The 21,679-nt window shown below is 59.9% G+C and carries 17 protein-coding genes and 2 pseudogenes; 10 read left to right on the top strand and 9 right to left on the bottom strand.

Annotated elements, in window-relative coordinates; genetic code table 11:
• Positions 1–129: 129 nt before the first annotated feature.
• Entirely contained in the window at positions 130–447 is a 318-nt protein-coding gene (locus tag LRP30_RS03215; protein ID WP_249759338.1) for a co-chaperone GroES, read from the bottom strand.
• Positions 448–790: 343 nt separating this feature from the next.
• Positions 791–1,061 (bottom strand): annotated as a pseudogene (locus tag LRP30_RS03210) (hypothetical protein).
• Between the two features lie 140 nt (positions 1,062–1,201).
• Between LRP30_RS03210 and LRP30_RS03205 the strand changes: the two are divergent.
• Positions 1,202–1,635, top strand: a pseudogene (locus LRP30_RS03205) (IS701 family transposase); the annotation flags it as partial.
• Positions 1,636–1,655: 20 nt separating this feature from the next.
• Here the strand turns inward: LRP30_RS03205 and LRP30_RS03200 are convergent.
• Positions 1,656–1,931 (bottom strand): hypothetical protein, encoded by a 276-nt coding sequence (locus tag LRP30_RS03200; protein ID WP_249759337.1) that lies wholly within the window; start codon positions 1,929–1,931, stop codon positions 1,656–1,658.
• A 209-nt stretch (positions 1,932–2,140) separates the two neighbouring features.
• On the opposite strand from LRP30_RS03200, the gene LRP30_RS03195 reads away from it, so the two are divergent.
• Both LRP30_RS03195 and LRP30_RS03190 read left to right on the top strand, forming a co-directional pair.
• A complete protein-coding gene (locus LRP30_RS03195; RefSeq protein WP_249759336.1) occupies positions 2,141–2,389 on the top strand; it encodes a hypothetical protein in 249 nt (82 codons plus the stop codon).
• 307 nt (positions 2,390–2,696) lie between these two features.
• Positions 2,697–4,061 (top strand): trehalose-6-phosphate synthase, encoded by a 1,365-nt coding sequence (locus LRP30_RS03190; protein WP_249759335.1) that lies wholly within the window; start codon positions 2,697–2,699, stop codon positions 4,059–4,061.
• Positions 4,062–4,156: 95 nt separating this feature from the next.
• On the opposite strand, the gene LRP30_RS03185 is transcribed toward LRP30_RS03190, so the two are convergent.
• On the bottom strand, positions 4,157–4,510 hold the full coding sequence (locus tag LRP30_RS03185; RefSeq protein WP_249759334.1) for a hypothetical protein: 354 nt from the start codon (positions 4,508–4,510) through the stop codon (positions 4,157–4,159).
• A 1,206-nt stretch (positions 4,511–5,716) separates the two neighbouring features.
• Here LRP30_RS03185 and LRP30_RS03180 point away from each other — a divergent pair.
• From LRP30_RS03180 to LRP30_RS03160, 5 genes are all read left to right on the top strand, one after another.
• Positions 5,717–5,977 (top strand): DUF1488 domain-containing protein, encoded by a 261-nt coding sequence (locus LRP30_RS03180; protein ID WP_249759333.1) that lies wholly within the window; start codon positions 5,717–5,719, stop codon positions 5,975–5,977.
• A gap of 308 nt (positions 5,978–6,285) precedes the next feature.
• Positions 6,286–6,534: a hypothetical protein gene (locus LRP30_RS03175; RefSeq protein WP_249759332.1), complete on the top strand. Its 249-nt coding sequence runs from the start codon at positions 6,286–6,288 to the stop codon at positions 6,532–6,534.
• A 713-nt stretch (positions 6,535–7,247) separates the two neighbouring features.
• Complete coding sequence (locus LRP30_RS45200) at positions 7,248–7,448, top strand: hypothetical protein (RefSeq protein WP_346016203.1); 201 nt, start codon at positions 7,248–7,250, stop codon at positions 7,446–7,448.
• Between the two features lie 139 nt (positions 7,449–7,587).
• Entirely contained in the window at positions 7,588–7,839 is a 252-nt protein-coding gene (locus tag LRP30_RS03165) for a hypothetical protein (protein ID WP_249759330.1), read from the top strand.
• A gap of 194 nt (positions 7,840–8,033) precedes the next feature.
• Entirely contained in the window at positions 8,034–9,143 is a 1,110-nt protein-coding gene (locus LRP30_RS03160; RefSeq protein WP_249759329.1) for an IS630 family transposase, read from the top strand.
• Positions 9,144–9,200: 57 nt separating this feature from the next.
• Here the strand turns inward: LRP30_RS03160 and LRP30_RS03155 are convergent, their stop codons facing one another.
• Positions 9,201–9,398 (bottom strand): hypothetical protein, encoded by a 198-nt coding sequence (locus tag LRP30_RS03155; protein WP_249759328.1) that lies wholly within the window; start codon positions 9,396–9,398, stop codon positions 9,201–9,203.
• Between the two features lie 676 nt (positions 9,399–10,074).
• Positions 10,075–10,617 carry a hypothetical protein gene (locus LRP30_RS03150; RefSeq protein ID WP_249759327.1) on the bottom strand — a complete coding sequence of 181 codons (543 nt, stop codon included), beginning with the start codon at positions 10,615–10,617 and terminating at the stop codon, positions 10,075–10,077.
• Positions 10,618–11,414: 797 nt separating this feature from the next.
• Here LRP30_RS03150 and LRP30_RS03145 point away from each other — a divergent pair.
• Positions 11,415–13,013, top strand: a complete 1,599-nt coding sequence (locus LRP30_RS03145) for an OpgC domain-containing protein (protein WP_249759326.1) — start codon at positions 11,415–11,417, stop codon at positions 13,011–13,013.
• 1,132 nt (positions 13,014–14,145) lie between these two features.
• Here LRP30_RS03145 and LRP30_RS03140 read toward each other — a convergent pair.
• The 3 genes from LRP30_RS03140 to LRP30_RS03130 all read right to left on the bottom strand — a co-directional run bounded on the left by LRP30_RS03140 (position 14,146) and on the right by LRP30_RS03130 (position 18,731).
• Entirely contained in the window at positions 14,146–15,327 is a 1,182-nt protein-coding gene (locus LRP30_RS03140; RefSeq protein WP_249761687.1) for a DUF932 domain-containing protein, read from the bottom strand.
• A 370-nt stretch (positions 15,328–15,697) separates the two neighbouring features.
• Positions 15,698–16,012, bottom strand: coding sequence for a DUF736 domain-containing protein (locus LRP30_RS03135; RefSeq protein ID WP_249759325.1), 315 nt, complete (start codon positions 16,010–16,012; stop codon positions 15,698–15,700).
• Positions 16,013–16,715: 703 nt separating this feature from the next.
• Positions 16,716–18,731 carry a ParB/RepB/Spo0J family partition protein gene (locus tag LRP30_RS03130; protein WP_249759324.1) on the bottom strand — a complete coding sequence of 672 codons (2,016 nt, stop codon included), beginning with the start codon at positions 18,729–18,731 and terminating at the stop codon, positions 16,716–16,718.
• A 1,268-nt stretch (positions 18,732–19,999) separates the two neighbouring features.
• Here LRP30_RS03130 and LRP30_RS03125 point away from each other — a divergent pair.
• Positions 20,000–21,481 (top strand): DUF3987 domain-containing protein, encoded by a 1,482-nt coding sequence (locus tag LRP30_RS03125; protein ID WP_249759323.1) that lies wholly within the window; start codon positions 20,000–20,002, stop codon positions 21,479–21,481.
• Positions 21,482–21,679: the final 198 nt, after the last annotated feature.

Raw genomic sequence — 21,679 nt, 5'->3', positions numbered from 1 at the left:
GTTTTCAACTGTCAAATCCGAAAGACCGCGCGACTCGGCAAGCTCTTAAGGGGCGGGATTTCAACTTCCGGGCCTTATCCTTCTCCTTCGAGACGCTGGCTGCTTAGGATAAGGAAAACAGACTGGCGCTTAGGCGACCTTCTTCTTGGCGGCGGTCAGCTCGGTGAGAACGCCCATAATGTCGCTTTCCTTCATGATCAGTAGTTCCTGACCATCGAGCTTGATCTCCGTGCCTGACCACTTGCCGAACAGGACGCGGTCGCCAACCTTGAGATCGATGGGAATCAGCTTGCCGGATTCGTCGCGGCCGCCTGGGCCAACCGCCGTGATCTCGCCCTGCGAGGGTTTCTCCTTAGCAGTGTCCGGAATTATGATGCCGCCAGCGGTCTTCTCTTCGGCTTCGATACGCTTGACCACAACGCGGTCGTGAAGCGGACGGAATTTCATGCTGTCCTCCTGCTTTCTCGTTGTTGTTGCTTTGGACGAAATGGCAGTCGTGGCCAGCGAGTGCTAACAGCACATAAGCCGCCGCAAGGGGACGTACAAGCCCGTCCCGAAACGATATTTTGCTCAGAGCATCACGAAATAGCTGCCAAGACCGCGGCGGCTAAGGATCCGGTGAAGGCCAGCTGTGTGGTGCGAAAGTCGTTTGACGCCGCGTCATCAGATTTAAGAAAGCTTCCCATCGCGCAGGGGCTTTGCGTTGCTCTCGACATGCGCCAGAATACGCCGGACGTCGGTCGCTTCTTGTGCAGCCACTCAGCGGTGCTTGTCGAGATCGAGTGGCTCGTCACTCACGAGGCGCGTCGGCATCAATGCGCTGAGCGTCAGCCAAATCGACCGGAATTGATGGAAATCCTCTCCATCGTTGAAGTGCGCGGCGGCGCCGCCGGCACCGTGATCATAGTGGCAACCCGGCGAAACGACGCGAACGACAATCCTTCGATCATCTCCTCATCGGTGATGACCTCGTAGGCGCCCGGAGGCAGCAGGCGGTCAATGCCCTTGATCCGGAAGGGATGCTTGAAGGTGACCGTTTCGCGTCGGGAGCGCATGGTCATGATCGGCTATCCTTCAGAGACAGCTTTGCATCGGCGCTATCGTGAAGCAATCCGATTACAGTGCTCTTTGTGCCGAGATTAGCTATCTCTTTATCATGAGATGGCTGCGAAGTCACCAAATACAGGCAATACACATCGCGGATTTGTTGTCGATGCCGGCGGACGAGATGCTTGCTGATGCCAAGTGAAAAAATGCGAGTTGGCAATCGGCGAGCATCGCGACTCGGAGAGAAGAATTGCTATCCGAGATAGACCTGCGGCGATTGGCTGCAAACGTCAAGACGCGATGGATCTGCGAGCAAGCGCATCTACAGTTGAAAGAGGAATTCGGTCTCGATCACTTCGAGGGACGGTCCTGGCACGGTCCTCACCGTCACGCTCTTATGACGATGATTGCTTACGCCTTCTTGCAGCACTGCCGCATTGCCAAGACGGGGCGGAAAAAAGAATCGATGGCCACCACTTCAGCCCAGCCTACCGGCCACGCTTCCACCATCGTCGCTCTCATTCTTCGGCCATCAGATCCGCGATACCCATACTGCAGAAGACGGGTCAGCGAAAAGCAACGGCGTGAACGAATCGGCCAAGGTAGTGTCAGCGCACACGCGAAGCGTCTTTATGATCGTGCAGGAAACGGGCGATCCGCGTCTTCAACAGGGTGGCGTCGTGCGATTTGCCCGAGGCCGCCTGCTCGAAGAGCCTGCGCTGGACGTCAGTAGGCAGATCATTCCATTCGCTGACAAGGGCGGCACCCAGGCATTCCAGGACTCTGCGCTCCACATCCCGCAAATCGCTGGCTTCATAGGGTGAAGGCCACGCCAGCTCCTGCGCTCCGCCTTCCTCGTCCCAACGGTCGAGAGCGGTTGCCATTGCTTCTCCCGACGTTGGCCTTCGACCTTTCTTTTTGACCATTCCATATAGTCGCACATATCGGCATTAAGCGCCATTCGCTGGATCGCGGGTCGATCCGAAGCGGCAATCCTTCCAGTACCGAGAATGCCGCGGCCGCGGAACTCGGTAGTTCGCCCATCGGTTATTGCAACGGTTTGTCCGCGCGGCGTACAGGCTCAAGGTTCACCATGGATGTGATCGTTACACCGGCAGAGGGAGGCACGGTTTGGCAGCTGACGGACCTGCTCGGCCGCTCGATGGGGCGCATCACGGCAAGCGCTCCCCGTCAGTTCATGATCCATCCGGAAGGCCACGCATCGGAAACTATGGCCGGCATACAGCAAGGGCCGCACGCCTCGCTCGACGCCGCACTGGCTGAGATCGAGAGGCACACCCGGGGCGTCTGCCGTCGAAATCCTGGCGAAGATCAGTTTTAGACGGCGCCCAGCAATCCAGCTTGTCGGCAAAGTATCCTATATTTACCGCGAGAAGATCTATATGTTCTACAAGTAACGCCTTGATCTTGCCGCGCAATATCCATGCATCGCGCCCGACCTCAGCGCCCAGAATGCCTGATGACGGCACCATCGGTTACGGTAGAAGGACTTGTGGATTTTCGCGTGAGGACCGATGCGAATGTGGCTCCGGCGGATGTCACCGCTCGATCATTTGCGACTGCCGTGTTGGCCGAGATCTTTTAGCGGCTCGGTTTGACGCAGCCCCGACAGCGCGGAGGGAACCCGCTTGAGCCGCCTGGTCATCGTCTCCAACCGTGTCGCCTTGCCGGGAGAAGCTGCGCAGCGCAGCGGGGGGCTTGTGACCGGCCTCGTCGACGCTCTGCACCAGGCTGGAGGCCTATGGTTTGGGTGGAGTGGCAAGCTAGGAGAAACAGCACCACAGCCGAACGTTTTCGAGACCAAGGGAGTGACGTACGCCACCGTCGATCTTACTCGCGCGGACCATGACGGCTACTACAGCGGCTTCTCCAATGCGGCGCTGTGGCCTCTATTCCACTATCGGCTTGATCTCATGAACTTTACCCGCCGGGACTTGGCTGCCTATCGACGGGTGAATGCCCTACTCGCCGACGCCCTCGCGCCCTTACTCAGGCCGAGTGACCTTGTCTGGGTGCATGACTATCACTTGATCCCGATGGCCGCGGAACTTCGCCGCGCCGGGGGCACACAACGAATCGGGTTCTTCTTGCATACGCCGTTTCCGTCTTTGGGGGTGCTGGCGACCCTTCCCCACTACGGCGACTTGCTGAAATCATTGTGCGCTTACGATCTCGTCGGATTCCAGACAGTGGAGGATTTGACCGCCTTCCATGACGCCATCTTTCGCCGTGCAGGCGGCACGATTTCGTCCGATGGCCACGTTCACGCTTTCGATCGGGATCTACGCGCCGGCGCCTTCCCGATTGGTATCGATACTGAAGCCATCGCCGAAATGGCCAGTGGCGCCGTGAAATCCCGAACGGCACGCCGGCTGCAGGAGAGTCTCCGGGGGCGCCAGCTCATCATTGGGGTGGACCGGCTGGATTACAGTAAGGGTCTCGAGCACCGGTTCAAAGCGTTCGCCGCCTTCCTCGACGGTTATCCCGCGTACCGCAACCATGTCCGCTTGCTGCAGATCGCCACCGCAACGCGCAGCGACGTTCCTGAATACCGTGCGCTGCGGCAGAGGCTCGGTGCGCTGGCGGGCGACGTGGCCGGTCGCTACGCGGAACTCGATTGGGCGCCAATCCAGTATTTGAACAGGAGCTTTTCCCAGCGCTCGCTCGCTGGCTTCTTTCGGCTCAGCCGTGTCGCTCTTGTCACTCCGCTGCGCGACGGAATGAACCTGGTTGCCAAGGAGTATGTCGCTGCACAAAACCCCGATGACCCGGGCGTGCTCATCCTCTCGCCGTTCGCGGGCGCGGCCTACGAACTCGACGCTGCCGTGATCGCCAACCCGTATGATCCCGACGCCGTCGCCGAAGCATTGCAGACAGCGCTGAGGATGACACGTGAGGAGAGATGCGCGCGTTGGCGGGCCATGATGGCGGTACTGCGTCGCAACAGCATTACGGCGTGGCGCGAGAGTTTCCTCGGGGCCCTCGGCAACTAACTGAGGAGGTCGTTTGAAGGATCCATCACTGCACAGGTCGCGGTTCGCTCGTCAACCAATCTGACCCAGTCCACCGATAAGGTGTCAGTTCGAGCTCATCTCCGGGGCGGAAATGATCCACGAGTGACGGGACCAGTTGTCTCCGTTTCATCGTCGCGCCGAACCAGATAGACCAAATGCAAATCGCCCGCAGCGTTCTCCGTTTTCGCGTCAATGTAATAGACTTCTTCTGCTGGCTCGGCGCGACGCACCCTAATCGGCGACTTCCCATCCCAAAGCGGCCTGTGCCCGGACGTCATTCGCTTCAAGTCCTCTTGCAGCCAGCGCTCCTTGCCGAGTTCTCTGGCCTGGCGAAATGTCGCGGCCCTGAACGCCAGTATTGGCTGACCATCGATCTCCAGCACGAAGACGGGCAGAGGTGGCGCCTCGGCTTTCACTGGCATCATCATCTGAACCACCCTCTCCTCGGCTGGCCGAGGCGCCCTTGGCGCAATTCGGTCGGTCCTCCGGTCAGTCGGCGCTTGCGTTCCGTACGCTCCTCACCGGTGGCGGATTCATTGCTCATCTTATCGATCTCGCGATTCGGCCAGGAGAAATTCGGGCAGACGGATGCGACAAAAAGATCGAATCCTATGGCCGGTCGGCCCTCTGTTCTTGTTTTGCAAATTTTTGACTTCGCCATAGACGTCCGCACGCGATTTGTCGGCGTTCATTCCGCTCAGGTCCGGGCGGGAGCGACCGAGCAAACCGGAGCATCTGGCGGCGCAATTGAACAAGTTGCGAGATGCTGGAGCGGACTTGATTGTCTCTTCGCACTGAAGTGACGGCATGACATCAACACCATAGATGGTGCGGGCGCGTAACAGGCGTGACAGTCACCGGTAGATATCTGGAACCAGAATGGAACTCGGGTTCCTGCTCCGCTGGTCAATATTGCTCACCTCTCCAAATAAACAATTAGCGCTCCCCAACGTCATACGCCTATGTCTTCATCCTTCATCATACCGCGCAAGGCGGTCCTCGCCGGAGCGATACCAGCGTCCTCTAGGATCGTTGCCTTTTGCAGCGCCTCCACGCGCTCGTGTCCCGGCGGCATCTTGCGAGTTCTATCCACAGCGTCTGCCGCTCTGACATTCAGCTCGGAAGCGAACGACGATGGGGCTCGTTTCATTGGCCCGAATGAGCCGCTGGCTTACGCTGGCGGCGCCGACCGGCGGAAACTACCACTGAATAAGCATCGCAGCAGCGATCAGCAGCGCAAAAAAGATCGGCAGCAGTACCGGAGGCACCAGCCACTCGCGAACGCTAAATTTGGAGATATCTGACATAGTAACCGCCTCTTGGTCGCGGCGGGAGCACAATGCTCTCAGTCACCGATAATAGCCGAGGAGCGCGCGGTGATGTCTGAGATATAGTGCCCATCCGCAGAATAACGAGGCCAGGCGCAACTATTTGCTGTGACAGGAACGAGCGGGGTTGTAATCCGCTTCCAGCGTAGCCACTTGAAGATTGGCGCAACCAGATCGCTCCTCACTCCCCTTCGCGCCAAGCTTTGGCATCGCCTCCACACTATTTCGACGTGTGCGTCGCGGGACAGGATAAGCTATGGCCAGTAAGCACGAGTCTTGTGTACCGACAACTGATCGGCCTCAACCATGATTGAGTTTCCAAATCACAGTCGTTCGTATGACCGTACGCGGCGTGCCGTGCGATTTTGGGGACACGACAGCGCTATTGAGGCATCGTTTTTCATAAACGAAGATGCGCTGAAGCGAATTCAACCAGATGCTGGTCACGATGAGTCAGGTTTTCTGCACGCGTTCGATTCCAATCGTGACTTGATATGTGTCGCCGCTGCCAAGGTCTACGTCCGCGGCAGCAGGGGCTCTTACGATCTGGTCGCCGCAAATTTTTGAACCGATTTCGCACCTGCCGGCCTGATCAGCGAAGACACTCGACGAATAGCGAAACGTCGGCCCTTCGATGTGGTCGTCTGATGATCTGATCACCTGAAAAACCGCGGCTGGGCTGACACCAGGGTAGCGGCAGAGTAGAACCGAGACTGCACCCGATCATCATCTCTCTTGGGAGAATGTCATGGACACAAATTTCTTGACGCAAAGAGCCCCCGCATCGGCGGACCTGACGCCTCTCCGGGGAGAAAGCCCATTACATGCCACAAGAGAAACCTGAGCCGGATCGCATCCGAGAGCTTGAGGATGCGTTGAAGGAGGCCGAGCGGCGCGCCGCCGAAATGCGGGCCGAACGCGATCAAGCGTTTGAGCTTGTCGAGCAGATGAAAGAGCACGTCAGCGACGTTGACACCTTGATCGATAGCTGGATCGAGGCATTCGAGGTGCAGCTCAGCGAGGATGGCAAGCGAACGCGCGATGCGCTGCCGGAGAGTATCAAGAAAATTCTCACCGATGCTGTCGCCTTACAGAAGCAGGCGAAGGGGCTCGGCAAGAAGTAAGATGATCCCGGTCCCGCACCAAAAAACGCGACGGCGGAAAACTACAAGAACCGGAAGAGACGAGTCGGCACCTTCTGTGTTGCTCGCCGTTTAGTCGCAGCGGCGCTCCTTGCGCGTGATCCTGCGGCCGTCATCCCGTTCAACCGTGGTAGTCACCGTGCGGCCGTCGTGAGCGCCAAAGCCGACCGCTACAGGTTTTGTTACATCCCGTTCCAGCAGTGGCGGCTTTTTCGGCGAGGTCGAAAGAGATGGTGACTTACGGCAGCAGCACTGTCTTGAAGTCGCCTCTCGACCAGCCATATCAGGCTGGTCGATGAGACGCGTAGGACTTATCGACATCGCGGTAGGCAACGCGGCGCGCCTCGGCGCATCGCAACGTTCCACCAAGCCCACCAAGCGACGCTGCGCGTCGCACCACATCGCTACGCAACGCGCGAGCCGCTGGGGAATCCCGGCGGCTCTCGCGCGTGGCCCGGATGGTCCGCCGATTTCGCGCGCTACTATTGGATTTCGCGTGGCCTCGACGAGTGTCCCGTCCGCGCCAAATCGAATACGAAAGTCCGTCGGTCCGTCGGGGCCGAGAGCACGTTTTCGCAGAATCTGAACGACTACGGCGCTCTGGCGAAAGAGCTGCAGCCGCTCATCGACAAGGTCTCGCTGTCCGGCACCACTGCAAGTCCACCGGTACCCGGGGTCGGACGGCGCCACTAAAGGTGAAGTCTTCCGACTTCGAACTGATCACGCGCAGCAGATCAGTGGCCGCCATCAGCACCTCGCAAAATCTCGCAAGTCTGGATCTCGACCCCTTGAAGCAACTCATGGCGCCGAAGTCTATCCGGCTCCTCGGCATTTCCGTTTCGGGATTAGCTTGGTCGGAAGTGAACGGTGACCAATTGCCGCTCATGCTGGATTAGTAGAACAGTTGAACTAGCTGCCTTCGATGTCGTCTAATACCCTAGCGGCGCAAAAGCCGAGCTATCTTTAGGTTCGGGTTAAAGGCGGACATGAGACCCGCCGCCAACTGAGGTGGCCTTATCCGCCTGCGTCTCTCGTATGAGCTGCCAATCGATCAAGCTGGGTCGCCAGACCGCTAAAGCTTCGCGCGATGTTTTTCAGCATGGCGGCGCGGTCCTGGGCGATACCCCGTTCCAGCGAAAGACCTTTATATTCGTTCGCGAGGACCTGGCACTGTGCGGCAGTTATCATTCTGAGGGTCTTTCTACTCTAGCTATTCCCGCTGAAAGCACGGTTTTTGATGATGACAAAGAGGTCGCCAATTGGGGCGGCCTTACTTCCCTTGGTTGAGCATTGCCTTTGTCTATTTCCTTCTGGATGGCGATCGCACATCTTTCCGTCTCTTTTTCCCAGAGGCGGGTTAGCGTTGCCATCATTGCGGAATCGGCCTCAGTTGCCAATCGTCTACGAAGACAACCTAGTCATCTGGAACGCAAGTTCGTCACATTAGTTGATAGCTCGAATCTCTACAGAGGAGAGTGCGAGTGGCGAATACAGGTGAGCGAGGCCGGCCGATCGCGCCGTTAGTGCTGAGTGCGCAGGAGCGGACGTACTTGGAGAGGCAAGTTCGTCGTCATCGCGTAGCCCGGTCGCTATCTGAGCGATGCCGTGCGATCCTGCGGTGTGCGGATGGCTTGCCCAGCAAGTCCGTAGCTGCCGAACTCGGTCTCCATGAGCATACCGTTGGTAAGTGGCGTCGCCGGTTTTTGAAGGATCGCTGTGATGGGCTGCTTGACGAAGCGCGACCTGGCCGCCCTCGCACCATCAATGACGATCAGGTTGCCGCCGTGATCGAGCGGACGCTGCGGACGACGCCGGCCGACGCGACGCACTGGTCGATCCGCTCGATGGCGGCGGAAACTGGGTTTTCCCACACCACGATCCGCCAAATGTGGTCGGCGTTCGGCTTGCAGCCGCACCGTAGCCAGACATTCAAGCTGTCGAGCGATCCGCTGTTCGTCGACAAGGTGCGCGATATCGTCGGCCTTTATCTATCCCCACCGAACCGTGCGCTCATCCTCAGCATCGATGAGAAGAGCCAGATTCAAGCGCTCGATCGCGAGCAGCCGGTCTTGCCGATGATGCCTGGCGTGCCGGAACGGCGCACGCACAGCTATGTGCGGCACGGTACAACCTCGCTGTTTGCCGCGCTCGACGTCGCCTCGGGGTTCGTCATCGGCAAATGCTACAAGCGGCACAGGGCAGTCGAATTCTTGAAGTTTTTAAAAGAGATCGATGCCCAGGTCCCTGAAGGCCTCGATGTCCATATCGTCATGGACAACTACGCCACCCACAAGACGCCCAGGATCAAAGCATGGCTCGCTCGCCGGCCGCACTATCATGTCCACTTCACACCAACTTCCGCGTCATGGATCAATCAGGTCGAGCGTTGGTTCGCTGAACTCACCAGAAAGCAGATCCAGCGAGGTGTTCACACCTCCGTCAGGCAGCTCGAGGCCGACATCCGTACCTTCATCGACCTGCACAACAAGAACCCAAAGCCCTTCAAATGGACCAAGTCCGCAGATCAGATTCTGGCTTCGATCAAACGCTTCTGCCACAAAACTCAGCAGACTTTATGTGGCGAACTTTAGATTCACGTGACTAGCTTTTTGCTGCTTGCGAGCACGTAGGCGCGGTATTTGCACACATTACTTCGACGCTTGCAGGTTTGGGGATGAAAGCCACTCGTTGATTTGGACAGCCGTTTCGAGTTGGCTGGCCTTCCTCAAGAGCATCTCGCGCTCTTTGCCGCGCCGGATTTTGTGAGCCCGGTGTTTCAGCGACCTGCCTTCCTGTTCCAGGCGGTCCGGGAATGACAGCATATGTTTGAAGCTACGTCGCTGCATGGCGCTTCTCGTTTGTTTGCAGAAGGCGGGAGCGCAATACTCTCAGTCACCGATGAATGCCGGGGCCGTGCGGTGATGGCGAGACTGTGCGCCAGGACAGTCGCAAGCGCGAGTCATTTATTAACCATTACGGCCACAGGCAAACTAAGCCCGAAAACAGGCCCGTATCACCCATACAAAAAGCCGGGCGCTGGGGCGTCGAGCTGATCGTCAATATATACCTTGAGACCGGCAATGCGGCGAACTAGGCACAGGTTAAATCAAAGCTGTCTGTATAAAATTGACCACTCCTGCAAAAGGGTTCATTCAAGGACGGGAATTGGGACAACTGATCGTGAACACTTTAACTGCTGTCCCCACGTCTCGCGCTCAACTATTGCAAGGTGCAAGTTTGTCTGAGGGAGCGCGGCTTCTGGAGCCGCAGGCTTCGGGGCTTGCCGGCCGAAATGAAAGAGGCCGCCTGAGGCGGCCTAGTACTCGTCCTCGTCGCTGTGATGAAGATTAAAAGCTCTATCGTACCTGTCGCGGGCTTCGGTACCAACGCTGTATCGGCCGGGCCACCATGAATGCGGTGGATTGTAGTTGTCGTTCTCAGCGTCTGCCTTAGCTTTTTCGCCTAGCTTCTCGGGCGTCCAAAGGGACATTGATTTATCTTTACCCCACATCTTGGTCCTCACTAACCATCCTCGACGATGACCTTGCTGCGGCCTATGGCGCCGGCAGCAATTTGAAACGAAGTGCCAATCGCCCAACAGCATCCCACCAGAACGCTGAATCCATCCCGCATGGTGTGGTCAAGAACAATGATGCCAACGGACAGAAACACCGCGATCGCGGCAAAGAAAGTTCCGGCCGCGCTGGCCATCGCCGCCGCATCGGTGTCGAAGCTCCATTCTCCCGGTCGTGTGAATTTTACTGTCTGCGCAAGACGGCTAGGCATATCGATGCCCACATAGAAGCCAAAGGCCCCGTAAAGCATCATTAACAACACCATCCATTCGTTTCGAAACAACTCGTTTTCCATGCGCATCAGTCCTACGGCCACGTACAGGCCGCCCGCCCCTCCAACCATGGCAAGCCCAATTCTTTCGAGGATGTGCGCCCCTTTGATGAGAACGGAACGGCCGAGCCACGTGGTAGTGGCGACGTGAGCGTACTTCGCCAACTTTTTTTCTCCAAACGACAACGCGCTAAAAACAACTGCGATGCTCATTTTCATGGGTCTTCTCCTTTCTTGCTTGCTAATTGGTCGCCCAACGCACGCAGGCACTGCCTCGCATCGTGATGCAATTCGAACATCAATTTTCAGGATGATGTGTGCCTACCGACGGCACTGGGCTGCCATTTGATGGAAGCGGAGACTTCGGTGCGTCGCCGTTTTTCGGGCAGCTCTCGGACAAGCAATCCGCTCGACCAAGCCAACACGCTACGCCATTTCCGTTCCAGCACCTAATGAATAACTTCCGCTTCGGGGCTTACTCATCGCGTTACCCACCGAGGTCGGTATTAAAAACGGCAGGGCGTCAATTTGCGCCAGTCTCGCGCCGATCAGGGTGATCTTCAGGCGTGACGGCTCCGGATCGAGACCCCGTGTTTCGTCGTGCAGTGCGGCCAAACGGTTGAACGCTACATCATGCCACAGGCCGGCATGCCGCGCACGAGCCCAATTTTCATACACTTCGGAGAGCGCGAGCCGATTGGAATCAGTAAGTGGGGCTGCCACTCACGACTGGGTTTGGTGGATGACTCGAGTAATAGAAAAAGATAGCTATTCGGGCATAAAGAGCGCACCGTCGCGTAGTGTTCGATTGTGGCGCTGGCGCGGAGCTGTACTCCAGCGGGATGAAGCGTAAAAAAAGAAGAATAGCTTCAGCGCTTTCCACGCACCGTGGAGGCCAATTGAGTTTTCAATCGGAACGCATTCGCCCGAAGAGCTGAATGGCGCTTGCACCCGGCGACATCGCCCCTGTGCTAGCGGTTACGGCGGCACGTCGTGGCCAATTTGCGAGAATGATCATGGCGATGACCCGATCGCGGCGCGAAATGGTGGTGTTCAAGCACCCATTCCGGATCGCAAGCGTTGAACGACTATTACCGGCGGGCTCATATGAGGTTATTACCGACGAAGAGTCGACGGAAGGCTTGTCATTTCCGTCCTTTCGGCCCGTCGCCACCATGATGATGGTGCCCGCGGTGCCGCCCCGCAGCCCTTCCGTCGAGATGGTGACGATCAGTTCGATCGATCTTTCCGATGCCCGGGAGCCGATGCGATGGCGTGACGCGCCTGTCGACCTTGACAAGCATCGCGGTAGGGCCGCGCCGAACACTGATATTTGCCGAACGCTGGCGGAGAGTGAACGCAATGCCAAGGTGTTGCGCGGTCGGCCTCTGCAGCTCGAACCTGAGCTGCTCACGACACCTGCGAAGCCACGGGCGAGCGCGCTGCCGGAGCTGAAAGAGCCGGGCCGCGACCTGCGCATCGATGTTTGCCGCGGCATCGCGCTCTGGTGCATCTTTCTGAACCATATCCCCAACAACATCGGAAGCTGGCTGACGTTGCGGAATTACGGCTTCAGCGATAGCGCGGAAGTGTTCATGTTCGTCTCGGGTGTGACCTGCGCGCTGGCCTACGGCAAGGCGCATGCGCGCGGCGGCTGGACCGGCGTGCTCGGCCGTACGCTGTGGCGAAGCTGGGACATTTATGCCGCATTTCTGCTGCTCACTCTTGCTTGCGTCATCCTGGTTTACCTCGCCGGCGGCGGCCGGCTTGCCGACGAGACCAATACGCGCATTCTCTTGGAACATCCGGGAGCGACGCTCGCGCATGCGGCAATCCTGCAATACCGTCCCGTCAACACCGACGTCTTGCCGCTCTTCGTGGTTTTCCATCTTTTGTTCGCGCCACTGTTGTGGCTGCTGCTGCGAGTGCCGAACGTAACGCTCGGCGCCTCGTTGTTGCTTTATGCGTTGGTGCACGTCTTCGGCTGGACCGTTCCGGCGTGGCCGAACAACGCTTGGTTCTTCAATCCGCTGGCCTGGCAGTTGCTGGTTGTGCTTGGTGCGTGGTGTATCACAGAGGGCAAGAGGTTCTGGCCGTGGATGACCTCACGCACGGCGCTTGTACTTGCCGTTCTCTATCTGGCTTTTAGCCTGACTATCTCATTGGGTTTGAGCATCAAACCACCGGAAGTTCTGGTCCCACAAACCCTGGCAAAGCTGCTTTACCTAATGGACAAATCGGATCTCGATCCTTTGCGATTGCTGCATTTTATTGCCCTTGCGATTTTGGCGGTATGGCTCGTGCCTCGCAATTGGGGAGGGCTGACGACGCCAGTGATGCGGGGGGCGATCCGCTGCGGCGAGAACTCCCTGGCAATCTATTGCCTCGGTGTTCTGCTGGCGCTTGCCAGCCACATAGCGCTGGCCAACATCTCAGATGAGCTTGCAATGCAGATCGCACTCAGTTTCGTCGGCATCCTGGTGCTGATTGCGGTCGCAACGCTGCTGAGCTCGATCAGGACCAAACCAAGGCAGCAACAACCGCTCCTGACATCCGATTTCATTGCAGAGGATGCGCAGCGTAGCGCATCTTCGCTCCGGCGACCAACCGGCTGATGTCGCGCGACACGCAAAGCGGAATTGCTGCGGTGCCACCGCTGTCTGCCGAACCGCGGTGATCGAACCACTCGACAACGCCCCCCGCGATCGGCCATCTTCCCGGAAAATCTGCAACTCCCGCAATGTCCGCATCCTGTCATTCGGCCCAACTGCGGTCGCTCCGGCGCAAAATGATGCACAGGTGTGATAGCAGCTTTTCGCAACCTTGCGCTTTGTTGCACTTTGTTGCGCTCGAACGAACAGCGGACTCTCTGCTGCCGGTGTTGGTTCGCTGGCAGGGCGTGGCCACAAGCAAGATAACGTGTGTTCCGTCGTCGTGGATCTGGATCAGGTCTCATCCGCCAGTGGCGGAGCTCTGTTGGGCGCATCCGGGTCGCCGGATTCATTGCGAAAGAGCCCCCGCAACTTGGCGGTTGACTTGCGAAGCCCCCACTGTTTGCGAGCATGTGCGATAGCGATCGTTACCCGAAGGGCCGAGACACCCATAGGGTGGCTCGGTGAGGAGCGGAGCGACGAGTAGAGCGCGGGCCGAAGGCATCGCCCATATGCCATCAGCACGCAACTATCGCACTCCGCCGCGAACTCTTGCCCGCGTAAGTGAGTGAGGGTCGCTTTAGTAGCGAACCCGAAAGTCTAACATCATGATCGTCTTCAACGTTTCGAATGCAAGCCGAATGTCCGTCACAGGGCGCAAGCGAACCTGGAGCTGACGGCTGGCGACAACGATCCGGCCTCATGGTCGAGCCACCGCAAGCGGCCAAGATGCGGTTTGAGCGCGGTCTTGTGCTGCGCGAGGACGGTCGGATCTTCGGTGGAAGACGACCTGACGATCGGCTCACGATCAAGCAAGCGAGTCATCGTCAAACTTCCGAGTCAACCGCTTACCGAGTCGGATTCGTGTACAGTCGCAACGCTCAAGTTTCTAACTTTTGCGATTTGGACGACCGGCTCTGCAAGAGTGCGAAACATGACAGGTGTTAGACCGTTGAGTTTCGCGAGCCGGGCCGTGAGGCCCGGCGAGCTCGCGACGCGGACACGCGTCATCGCCGCCGGTCCGGCTTGCTGGATCGGCGGCGCGAATTCTTCCAGATTGTGAGGCTGCGTAACTCCAGTTACGCGGCCAATGATCTTAGACAGCTCGCTCCATCATTCGCTTTGCTTTGCCTTCGAACTCGAGGCGAACATCTTGGTGGGGCTTGGCCCGAGCGAATGCGGTGATTCCCTGCACGAAATCGAAGATACTTTCGGGCTTACGGTTTTCCTCGCCAAGAACGGTTTCGATGACTTTCGAGGTCTCGGATTTGGTGAATCCGTTCTTGCGCAAGAATGCTTCTCGGTCCTCGTCCGTCCGAGCAACGATCCGCTCGCGAGCCGCCTTGATGCCGGCAACGAAGGGCGCAGCCGAGGAATTGGCAAAGCGTGTCAACGCGGGCGCAGCCTCGTGCGCAAAGCGCTGAGCGGCGAACTTCGAATGACGGATGGTAATCTGCTCAAAATTCTCCACGCCCCAGAGATTGCGGTTCATGCAGACGGCGCGCAGATAGAAGCTGGCGATGCCTAGCGTCTTGCTGCCAACTTCACTGTTCCAGCAATAAAAGCCCCGGAAATACAGATCCGGCGATCCATCCGGCAGCCGTCCAGCCTCGATCGGATTGGTATCGTCGACCAGAAACAGGAACACGTCCCGATCGCTGGCGTAGAGCGTCGTGTTGTCCTTCGTGACCTCCACAAAGGGATTGTGTGTCATGGTCGACCAATCCAGAACGCCCGGCACCTTCCAACGGGTGTCGCCAGTGCCGTTGCCTGCGATCTTCATGACGGCGGCGACAAGCTCATGATCCCAAATGCGACCGTAATCCGGGCCGGTCACGGCGCGGAGTTCGATGCGCCCGCTATCCGCTTCCAACGTTTTGATGAGCTCTGCGCGATGCGATAGCAGACCATGCTGCAGGTTGATGGCTGACAATGGGGCCGGGAGTTGCCGCAAGTAGGAGGTCGGGGCTCCGACGAGCGTGCACAATTGGCCAAAGCTCCAATGGGTCGGTGCAACTGGCTCGTCCCGTCCCGGCACCATCAGGGCCAAGCGCTCCGAATTGTCCCGGCTCGCTTCGACCCGGATGGACCTGCTTTCAACCGTCCGCGCCTGCGCGCGCTCGGCACGTCCTCGCACCGCTGTATAGAGGTCCGGTAGGTCGAGATAACGCTCGTCATCGGGTCGAGCAAACCATTCTGACGACACCCGGCCAATTCGCTGGCCGCGCGATATGTCTACGCGGAAGCCGCTGGGAGCAGGTTGTTCGGGCAAGGTCATGATGTTCACGGTCGTTCTCCTTTGGATTCAGGTTGGAGCGCAGCGCTGCGCTGCAACCCTGCCCGTCGGCGAGACCTGGGGTAGCAAGGGCAAGGGCGGCCGGATGCGGAGGGGGATCACCCGCCCGAAGGGGCGCCGCGCGCGGCGCATCTGCACGCGCCCCGCGACGAAGGTCGCGATCCAAGACGGCGCGGAAGATCGGGGATACCGTTCCGGCCGGCACGGCGTGCCGTGCTTCACCCTTGCCGGCGCGAGGGCGGAGCCCTTAGTAGTCCGCTTCCAAGAGACATTGCGCTTCCTTGAGCCGCATCAGCGGCAGAATCAAAGAAGGCCCCGCCTCCAGTGAGGCGGGGCCGGTAATCCCTTGGGATCAATCGCCACTACGGCGCGACCAGATCAGAGCGAATTCGTCAGCACCATCGATCTTGACGAGCGATGCATAGATCGCGCCGGGCAGCGATGGATCATCGATCTTGCAACTGAGGTAGGTGCGATCGCTGTCGCGCGCGACCTTCTTCCACGCCGCCCCACACTCGACAGTGCCCGCGACGATCCGGTACTCGGGCGCCTTGTCGCTGCCCGTTTCGGCGTTGGCGACCAGCTTTGCTTTCAGGTTAAGCGTAAGGGTCTTGATGGACCCGACATAGCCGGTTTCCGACGCGGTGAAGATGCCGATCTGAGCCATGATAGTCTCCATTTGTTACTCGGGCCGCGACCATCGCTGCCTCGATGGCGATCGTTGGCCCGGGGAGCGATCGGCCCGCAGCCGTCAGGCCCGCAGCGCACGCGGAGGACTGCGTCAGCCGGCTTTTTTGACTTCTCGCGAGGAATGCCGCCGCTTCGCGGCAGGGGAAAAAAGCTGGCGTAGCAGTTGCGGGAAGACGATTGAGGCGAAGCCGGCCCTCGGGCTTGATCCGCTCATTCGAGGTTGCGCAGGACGCACGCCGTTGACAGGCAAACGGAGACAATCATGGCGCATGGCGCTGGATTGCAGGAGGATTAGACCGGTCTTGTCGGGGACATGGGCGATACACACGTTTCGAGGGCCGGGCGGCGAAGTTAAAGCAGGGTTGGCGATCAGATTTGGCGGTTTTCGCGCGGCACAAAAGGTGGCGCACCTTGGTCGCTCTGCGACGGTCGATCTGCCTTCGATTTATGCATGATCCATGCTGCGCTGTTACGGGTGGTCCTCTCGTCGAAAAGTGCGGGTGAGATAGCGCATCCGGTCGGCCAGGCGGCCGGCACCCATGATACATGGTCCACCCTCTCGGGGACCTTTGTGCTCGGAGTGGGATTGCTCCATTTCATAAATTCGCCGCGCGCCGGTCTGGCGCGCGGCGAATTTTTATTGCTGGGCCGGGGCCGCATAAGCGGCCCCGGCCTTAGCCTCATTCGGCGGTCTCCGATATGAGGTCGCCGTCTCGCGCAGCGTTTGATGTATCCATGACCTTGTGCCGAGGTTCGGCCGTTCTCAGCGGGGAGGGCAGCCATCCGGTCGCCGCCAGCAACTGTTCGGCTGCTTCCGCCATGTCGGCCTTCTTCATATCAGCCATGCGCTCGGCGGCCTCGTTGCTCACGCCTTCACTGACTGCCTCCAAAATGCGCGCCTTGGTGATGCGGCCGAGATAGCTGCGCACGGTCGGACGCCAGTATCCGGTCATGTCGAGGGAGACGGCTTCCGCCAGTTGGTCGGCCGTTGCCAACGCGCGCGGTCGCCGCTCCAACGGGAGTATGACCGCATTGACAGTCAGCGCGACACAATGCGCAAACAGGCTCATGCGACTGTCGTGATCCAGCTCGGCCACGAAAGTCCACAGTTCCGTGACGTCCCGCGGCATCTGCCGTGCCCAATTGGCGTGACGATCCGCCCAAGCCTTGCCGGGGGGAGTATCCTCGATGCCCTCCGCATGCGCGGCGAGATCGGTCTTGACCGGACGGATGCCGACGACATGCGCATCCGCACCGAGATAGAAGATTTGGGCCGCGAGCGCATGCGTGACCGCCACGATGGCGACTTCGGGCTGTTCGCTCAAATTGAGTCGCAGTCCCAGGGTGCGATGTGCGGTGATGTCCCGGACGAGAACGTCGGACAAGGGCCGGTCGTCGGCCTCCTCGCTGGCAGCCTCTGCTCCCTCTGCGTTACCCTGCATGGATTGGCCGTCTGCATCATGGCTTCCGTTCCTCGACCGATCACCACTCTCCTGCTCAGCTTCGGACTGCGGTTTTTCGTCTCCCGGGCGAACGAAGCCGCGTTCGATTCTGACGGTGCCGTCGTGATTGAGGATCACAAAGGCTCCACTGCGCGCGATGTCGTCAGCATCGTAGGCCTGCCGCTTCGCCTCCAGCCGTTCGATTTCTGCTTCAAGCTCGCCGAACTGCGCGTCTACGTCGTCGGAAAGCTCTTCGACGGTTTGATACTGTTCGGTCAGTTGGTCGAATTGGCTCTGGGCCACCTTCAGAGCGCGCGCGTCTTTTGCCGAGAGTTCGACGGAATGCGGATAAATCCGCCGCATGCCGTGTGCATGCGGGAAATCAAGGTGCGCTTCGGTCCATTTCCAGCCCTCGGCCTCTCGTATCGCGTCGGCCTCGCTGCCGAGCTTTGCCGTGACCAAGCCGTCGAGCAAGGCAACATCTTCCAGATAACCGCCGCGATCCTCGGTGAAGAGATCGCGCAGCACCGTGCCGCCCGCTTCCGTATAGGCCTCGATCCCGACGAAGCGGGCGCGGCGGTCGGTGGCGGGGACGTGAGTTTCGGTGAGCAGGCGGCGGATCGTACTGGCGTCCCGATTGTAGGATAGCCGCTCATAGACGGCTTCCTGCCGGACATGATCGTCGGTGATGGCAAAGGCCGCCAGTTGGTCGAGGCACAATTCACCATCGCGATAGGCCTGCATCATCTTCGGCGAGATCGCACCCAACCGCAGGCGTTGCCGCACCACGTTCGGCGTTACGCCGAAACGGGCGGCGATTTCTTCGGCACCAAACCCGCGTTCGTCCGCCAGCTTCTTGAAGGCCTCGAACTGGTCGGCCGGGTGCATGTCCTCCCGGGTGACGTTTTCGTCAAGACTGATTTCGAAGGCGTCGTTCGTGGTATCGACGATGCAACGGATCGGCTCGGTCTTCTTGATCTCCTTCCGCTTCACCCGCAAGAGCTGCGCCAGCCGCCGCCCCTCGCCGATGGTCACGAAGTAAAATCCGGTCGCGACACCTTCCGCATTAAGCTCAGGTTCGACGACAAGATTTTGCAGAATGCCCTTGGCGGCGATGCTCGACGCATAGCCTTCGATTGCTGCTTCGCTATGCGGCGTCTTACGTGCGTTCTTCGGTGACTTCTTGAGCTTGCTGAGCGGAACGAAAATCTCCGTCCCGCTTGCGGGGACGGTCTTCACCTGCTTGGCCGACATGATCGATCTCTCCTGCTGTTTCACGGGCGCAGAGCGCGCACTCCGCGCCTGCGCCCCTGCCCGTCGGCGAGACCGGGGGTAGCAAGTGCCAGGGCGAGCCGGGCGGCGGGGGATCGCCCGCCCGATAGGGCCGCTCTCTGGAAGCGGGTCTGCACAAGCGAATGGGCAAGCCCGCGATGGTTCGTCGTCTAGGGACAGCGCGGAAGACCGGGGAGGCCGCCCGGGTCGGCGCCGGCATGAGCCGGCGCTTCACCCTGGCGCGCGCGAGGGGCGGAGCCCATTCGCGAGTTCAAAACGAGATAGTCGTCTCGATCGAAATGAAGTCATCCTCCGACAGGACCAGCAAGAAAGGCAGCCGCAAGAGCGTCAGCATAGCGCCGCCCCTGGCGGGACGCGGGACCGACTGCAGTCCCGAGACCGGTTAAAAAGGCACCCGCAGGAGGGTCAGCATAGCGCCGACGTGGAACGCGGCGGGACCCGGGACCGAGTGCCTCCGGCGAGGGACACCATATGCAACCTGAGACATCTGCCGCAGATGGCGACCAAATCGGCGGCGACGGTGGAGCAACACCATTATGGAAAGCAGGTCGCACCAGCCTGATGACAATCGACCTACAAATAATGCCGTCGAGCCGTGATCGGCTATTACTTCTGTCATTTCGTCATTTCGTCGGATCACGTCGGCAAAGGGGCCGGTGGGAATTGGCGCAACCAGTGCGGGGTTCTCCGCACTCGCGAAGTTCTCCCGCAACGAGGAGACTTTGCAGATCCCAACCGCATGGTCCGACGAAATGACAAAATGCCAATATTCGTCAGCCAGGATTCCAACGTCCGAGATCCCTTTGAACCCTGCACGTCCGGGCGGTCTCGCAATCCTCGTGCGAGATAGCGCCAGTTCTGACGAAAAGCTCGCATGCTCCCGGCCGAAACAGGGCCAGTCTTGTCAGACGAGGATGAACACAATCACCCGGCGACCGGGTGATCGGTTCGGCCTTCGATCCTGCTCCTGGACATTTTTGTCATTTCGTCATTCTGTCAGGCCCCGACTCTCTGGGTGGTCTCGTACCTTCACCGCATCCTGAGTATTGTCATTTGGTCATTTCGTCGGGCTGCAACCCTGACGGTCATATTCGGAAGCCCAGGCACGATCGTGCCGCTGGAGCGCGGAACATTGGATTTTGTGGGGGGTCACGGGACTCATCGGGTTTAAGTCGCCTGTAGATCAGATGCCGCCCACACGAGGTGGGTCTCAAACGGAAGGCATCATCATGGCGAAGAAGCGTACCACGACCAAGGCGGAGGCCGATGCTCCGCCGAACGGAGATGCGATCGGCACGAACTGGCCCGCGGCCGATCTGACGTTCATGCAGCCGCAGTCGACGCCGGCTCCGGTGTTCCCGCTGCAGCACCTCACCCCGGCCATCGAGGCGCTGGTCCGCGGTTTCACGGAAACGCAGCATCTGAGCGCCGCCTATGTCGGCCCCACCGTGCTCGCCACCGTCTCCGGCGCGATCGGCAATCGCTGGCGGATCGGACTGACGTCGGCGAAGACCGAGCCGCTCGCCTTGTTCGCCGCGATGGTGGGCCGGCCCGGCTCCGGCCGCAGCACCGTGATCGAGATCGCCCAGGACGCGCTTCAGCATGCCGAAACTGCGATCATGGGCCATGGCGCGAACACGCCGCGCTCCTCGGCAGGTTCGCAGGAGATGTCGGCGCATCAGGCGCGGCAGACCTCGAGCGCGATGAAGCGCATCTTGCGCAGCGGCGCCGTCCCGGCGGATCTGGATGAGGACGAAGCCGCTTCCGGGCCCCCGCTGGTCCTGTGCGATGCAACGGGCGCGGGCTTCATCGACGAGCTGCAGCACGATGCGCGCGGCCGCACGCTGCTGTCGGCCGAATTCCGCGGCGTGCTCACGGGGCTGATGGCCGGCCAGGGGCATCGCGGCCGCACGATCCTGCTGCAGGCTTTCGACGGGCCGCGCTACCCGGTCAAGTTGAAGACCGGGTTCATCGTTGTGCCGGCGCTGCTGCTGACCGTTCTGGCCGCGGTCCACCCGCAGTCGATCGGTCACATCACGCAAGGGGATGGGCTGTGTGCCCGCTTCCTGTGGAGCTATCCCGATGTGACGCCCATCCACGCGTTGCCCAGCGAGGCTGGCCCCGTGGATCTCCTGCGCAAGCTGGCGGTCGACCTGGTCCGCTCGGGCGGTAGCGACTCGACTGGCCAGTATTACGACACGATCGCGGTGTCGGACGAGGCGCGCACGGTGCTCGACCGCGCCAGCCGCACCTTCACCGCTGGCCTCGACGATCTCGGCGATCGCCTGCATGATGTCTACGTCCGTGCCGCCCAGCAGGCACGGCGTATCAGCGCGGTGTTCGCGGTCACTGAGGCGGTCAGCAAGGGCCAGCAGCCGATTGCGGTCTCCGGCGAGGATGCCGAGCGCGCGGTCGGCTTGATGGCCGAGTTCTTCCTGCCGATGGCCGAGCGCACGCTCACGGTGACGCGAGAGAAGGAAGAAGCCCCCACCACCCAGCTCGCCCGGCACCTGCGCCGGCTGGGCAAGGCGACGATCAACTCCCGCGAGGACATCCTGCGTGGGCGCGGATCGCCGCTGCGCGATGCCGGTGCGATCCAGGATGCGTTGCGCGAACTGCAGCTGCGCGGCCTCCTCCAGCCGGCGGAGCGGGTCGGCCTGGGCCGGCCCGCACAGAACTGGCTCGTGCACCCGGCCTTGCTAACGGCGTAGCCGAGAAGCGGCGACGGGGAGCACCCATCGCCGCTTCCCGCCTCGGTTAAGATAATTCGACGACGCGATCCAATCCAGCCAGCACGAAGGACGCAGAGAACTATCGGTCTTCGCGGCATGCATGCCGAATCTGGTCCGTTCATTTCGAAAGACGAAGCAGCACGGTGCCCACGTCCATCTGGCGGCGAGGTTGTCGCG

Origin of the sequence: Bradyrhizobium sp. C-145, from assembly GCF_023375135.1 — a bacterium.
Lineage (GTDB): Bacteria > Pseudomonadota > Alphaproteobacteria > Rhizobiales > Xanthobacteraceae > Bradyrhizobium > Bradyrhizobium zhanjiangense.
This window is presented reverse-complemented; position numbering and strand designations above follow the sequence as displayed.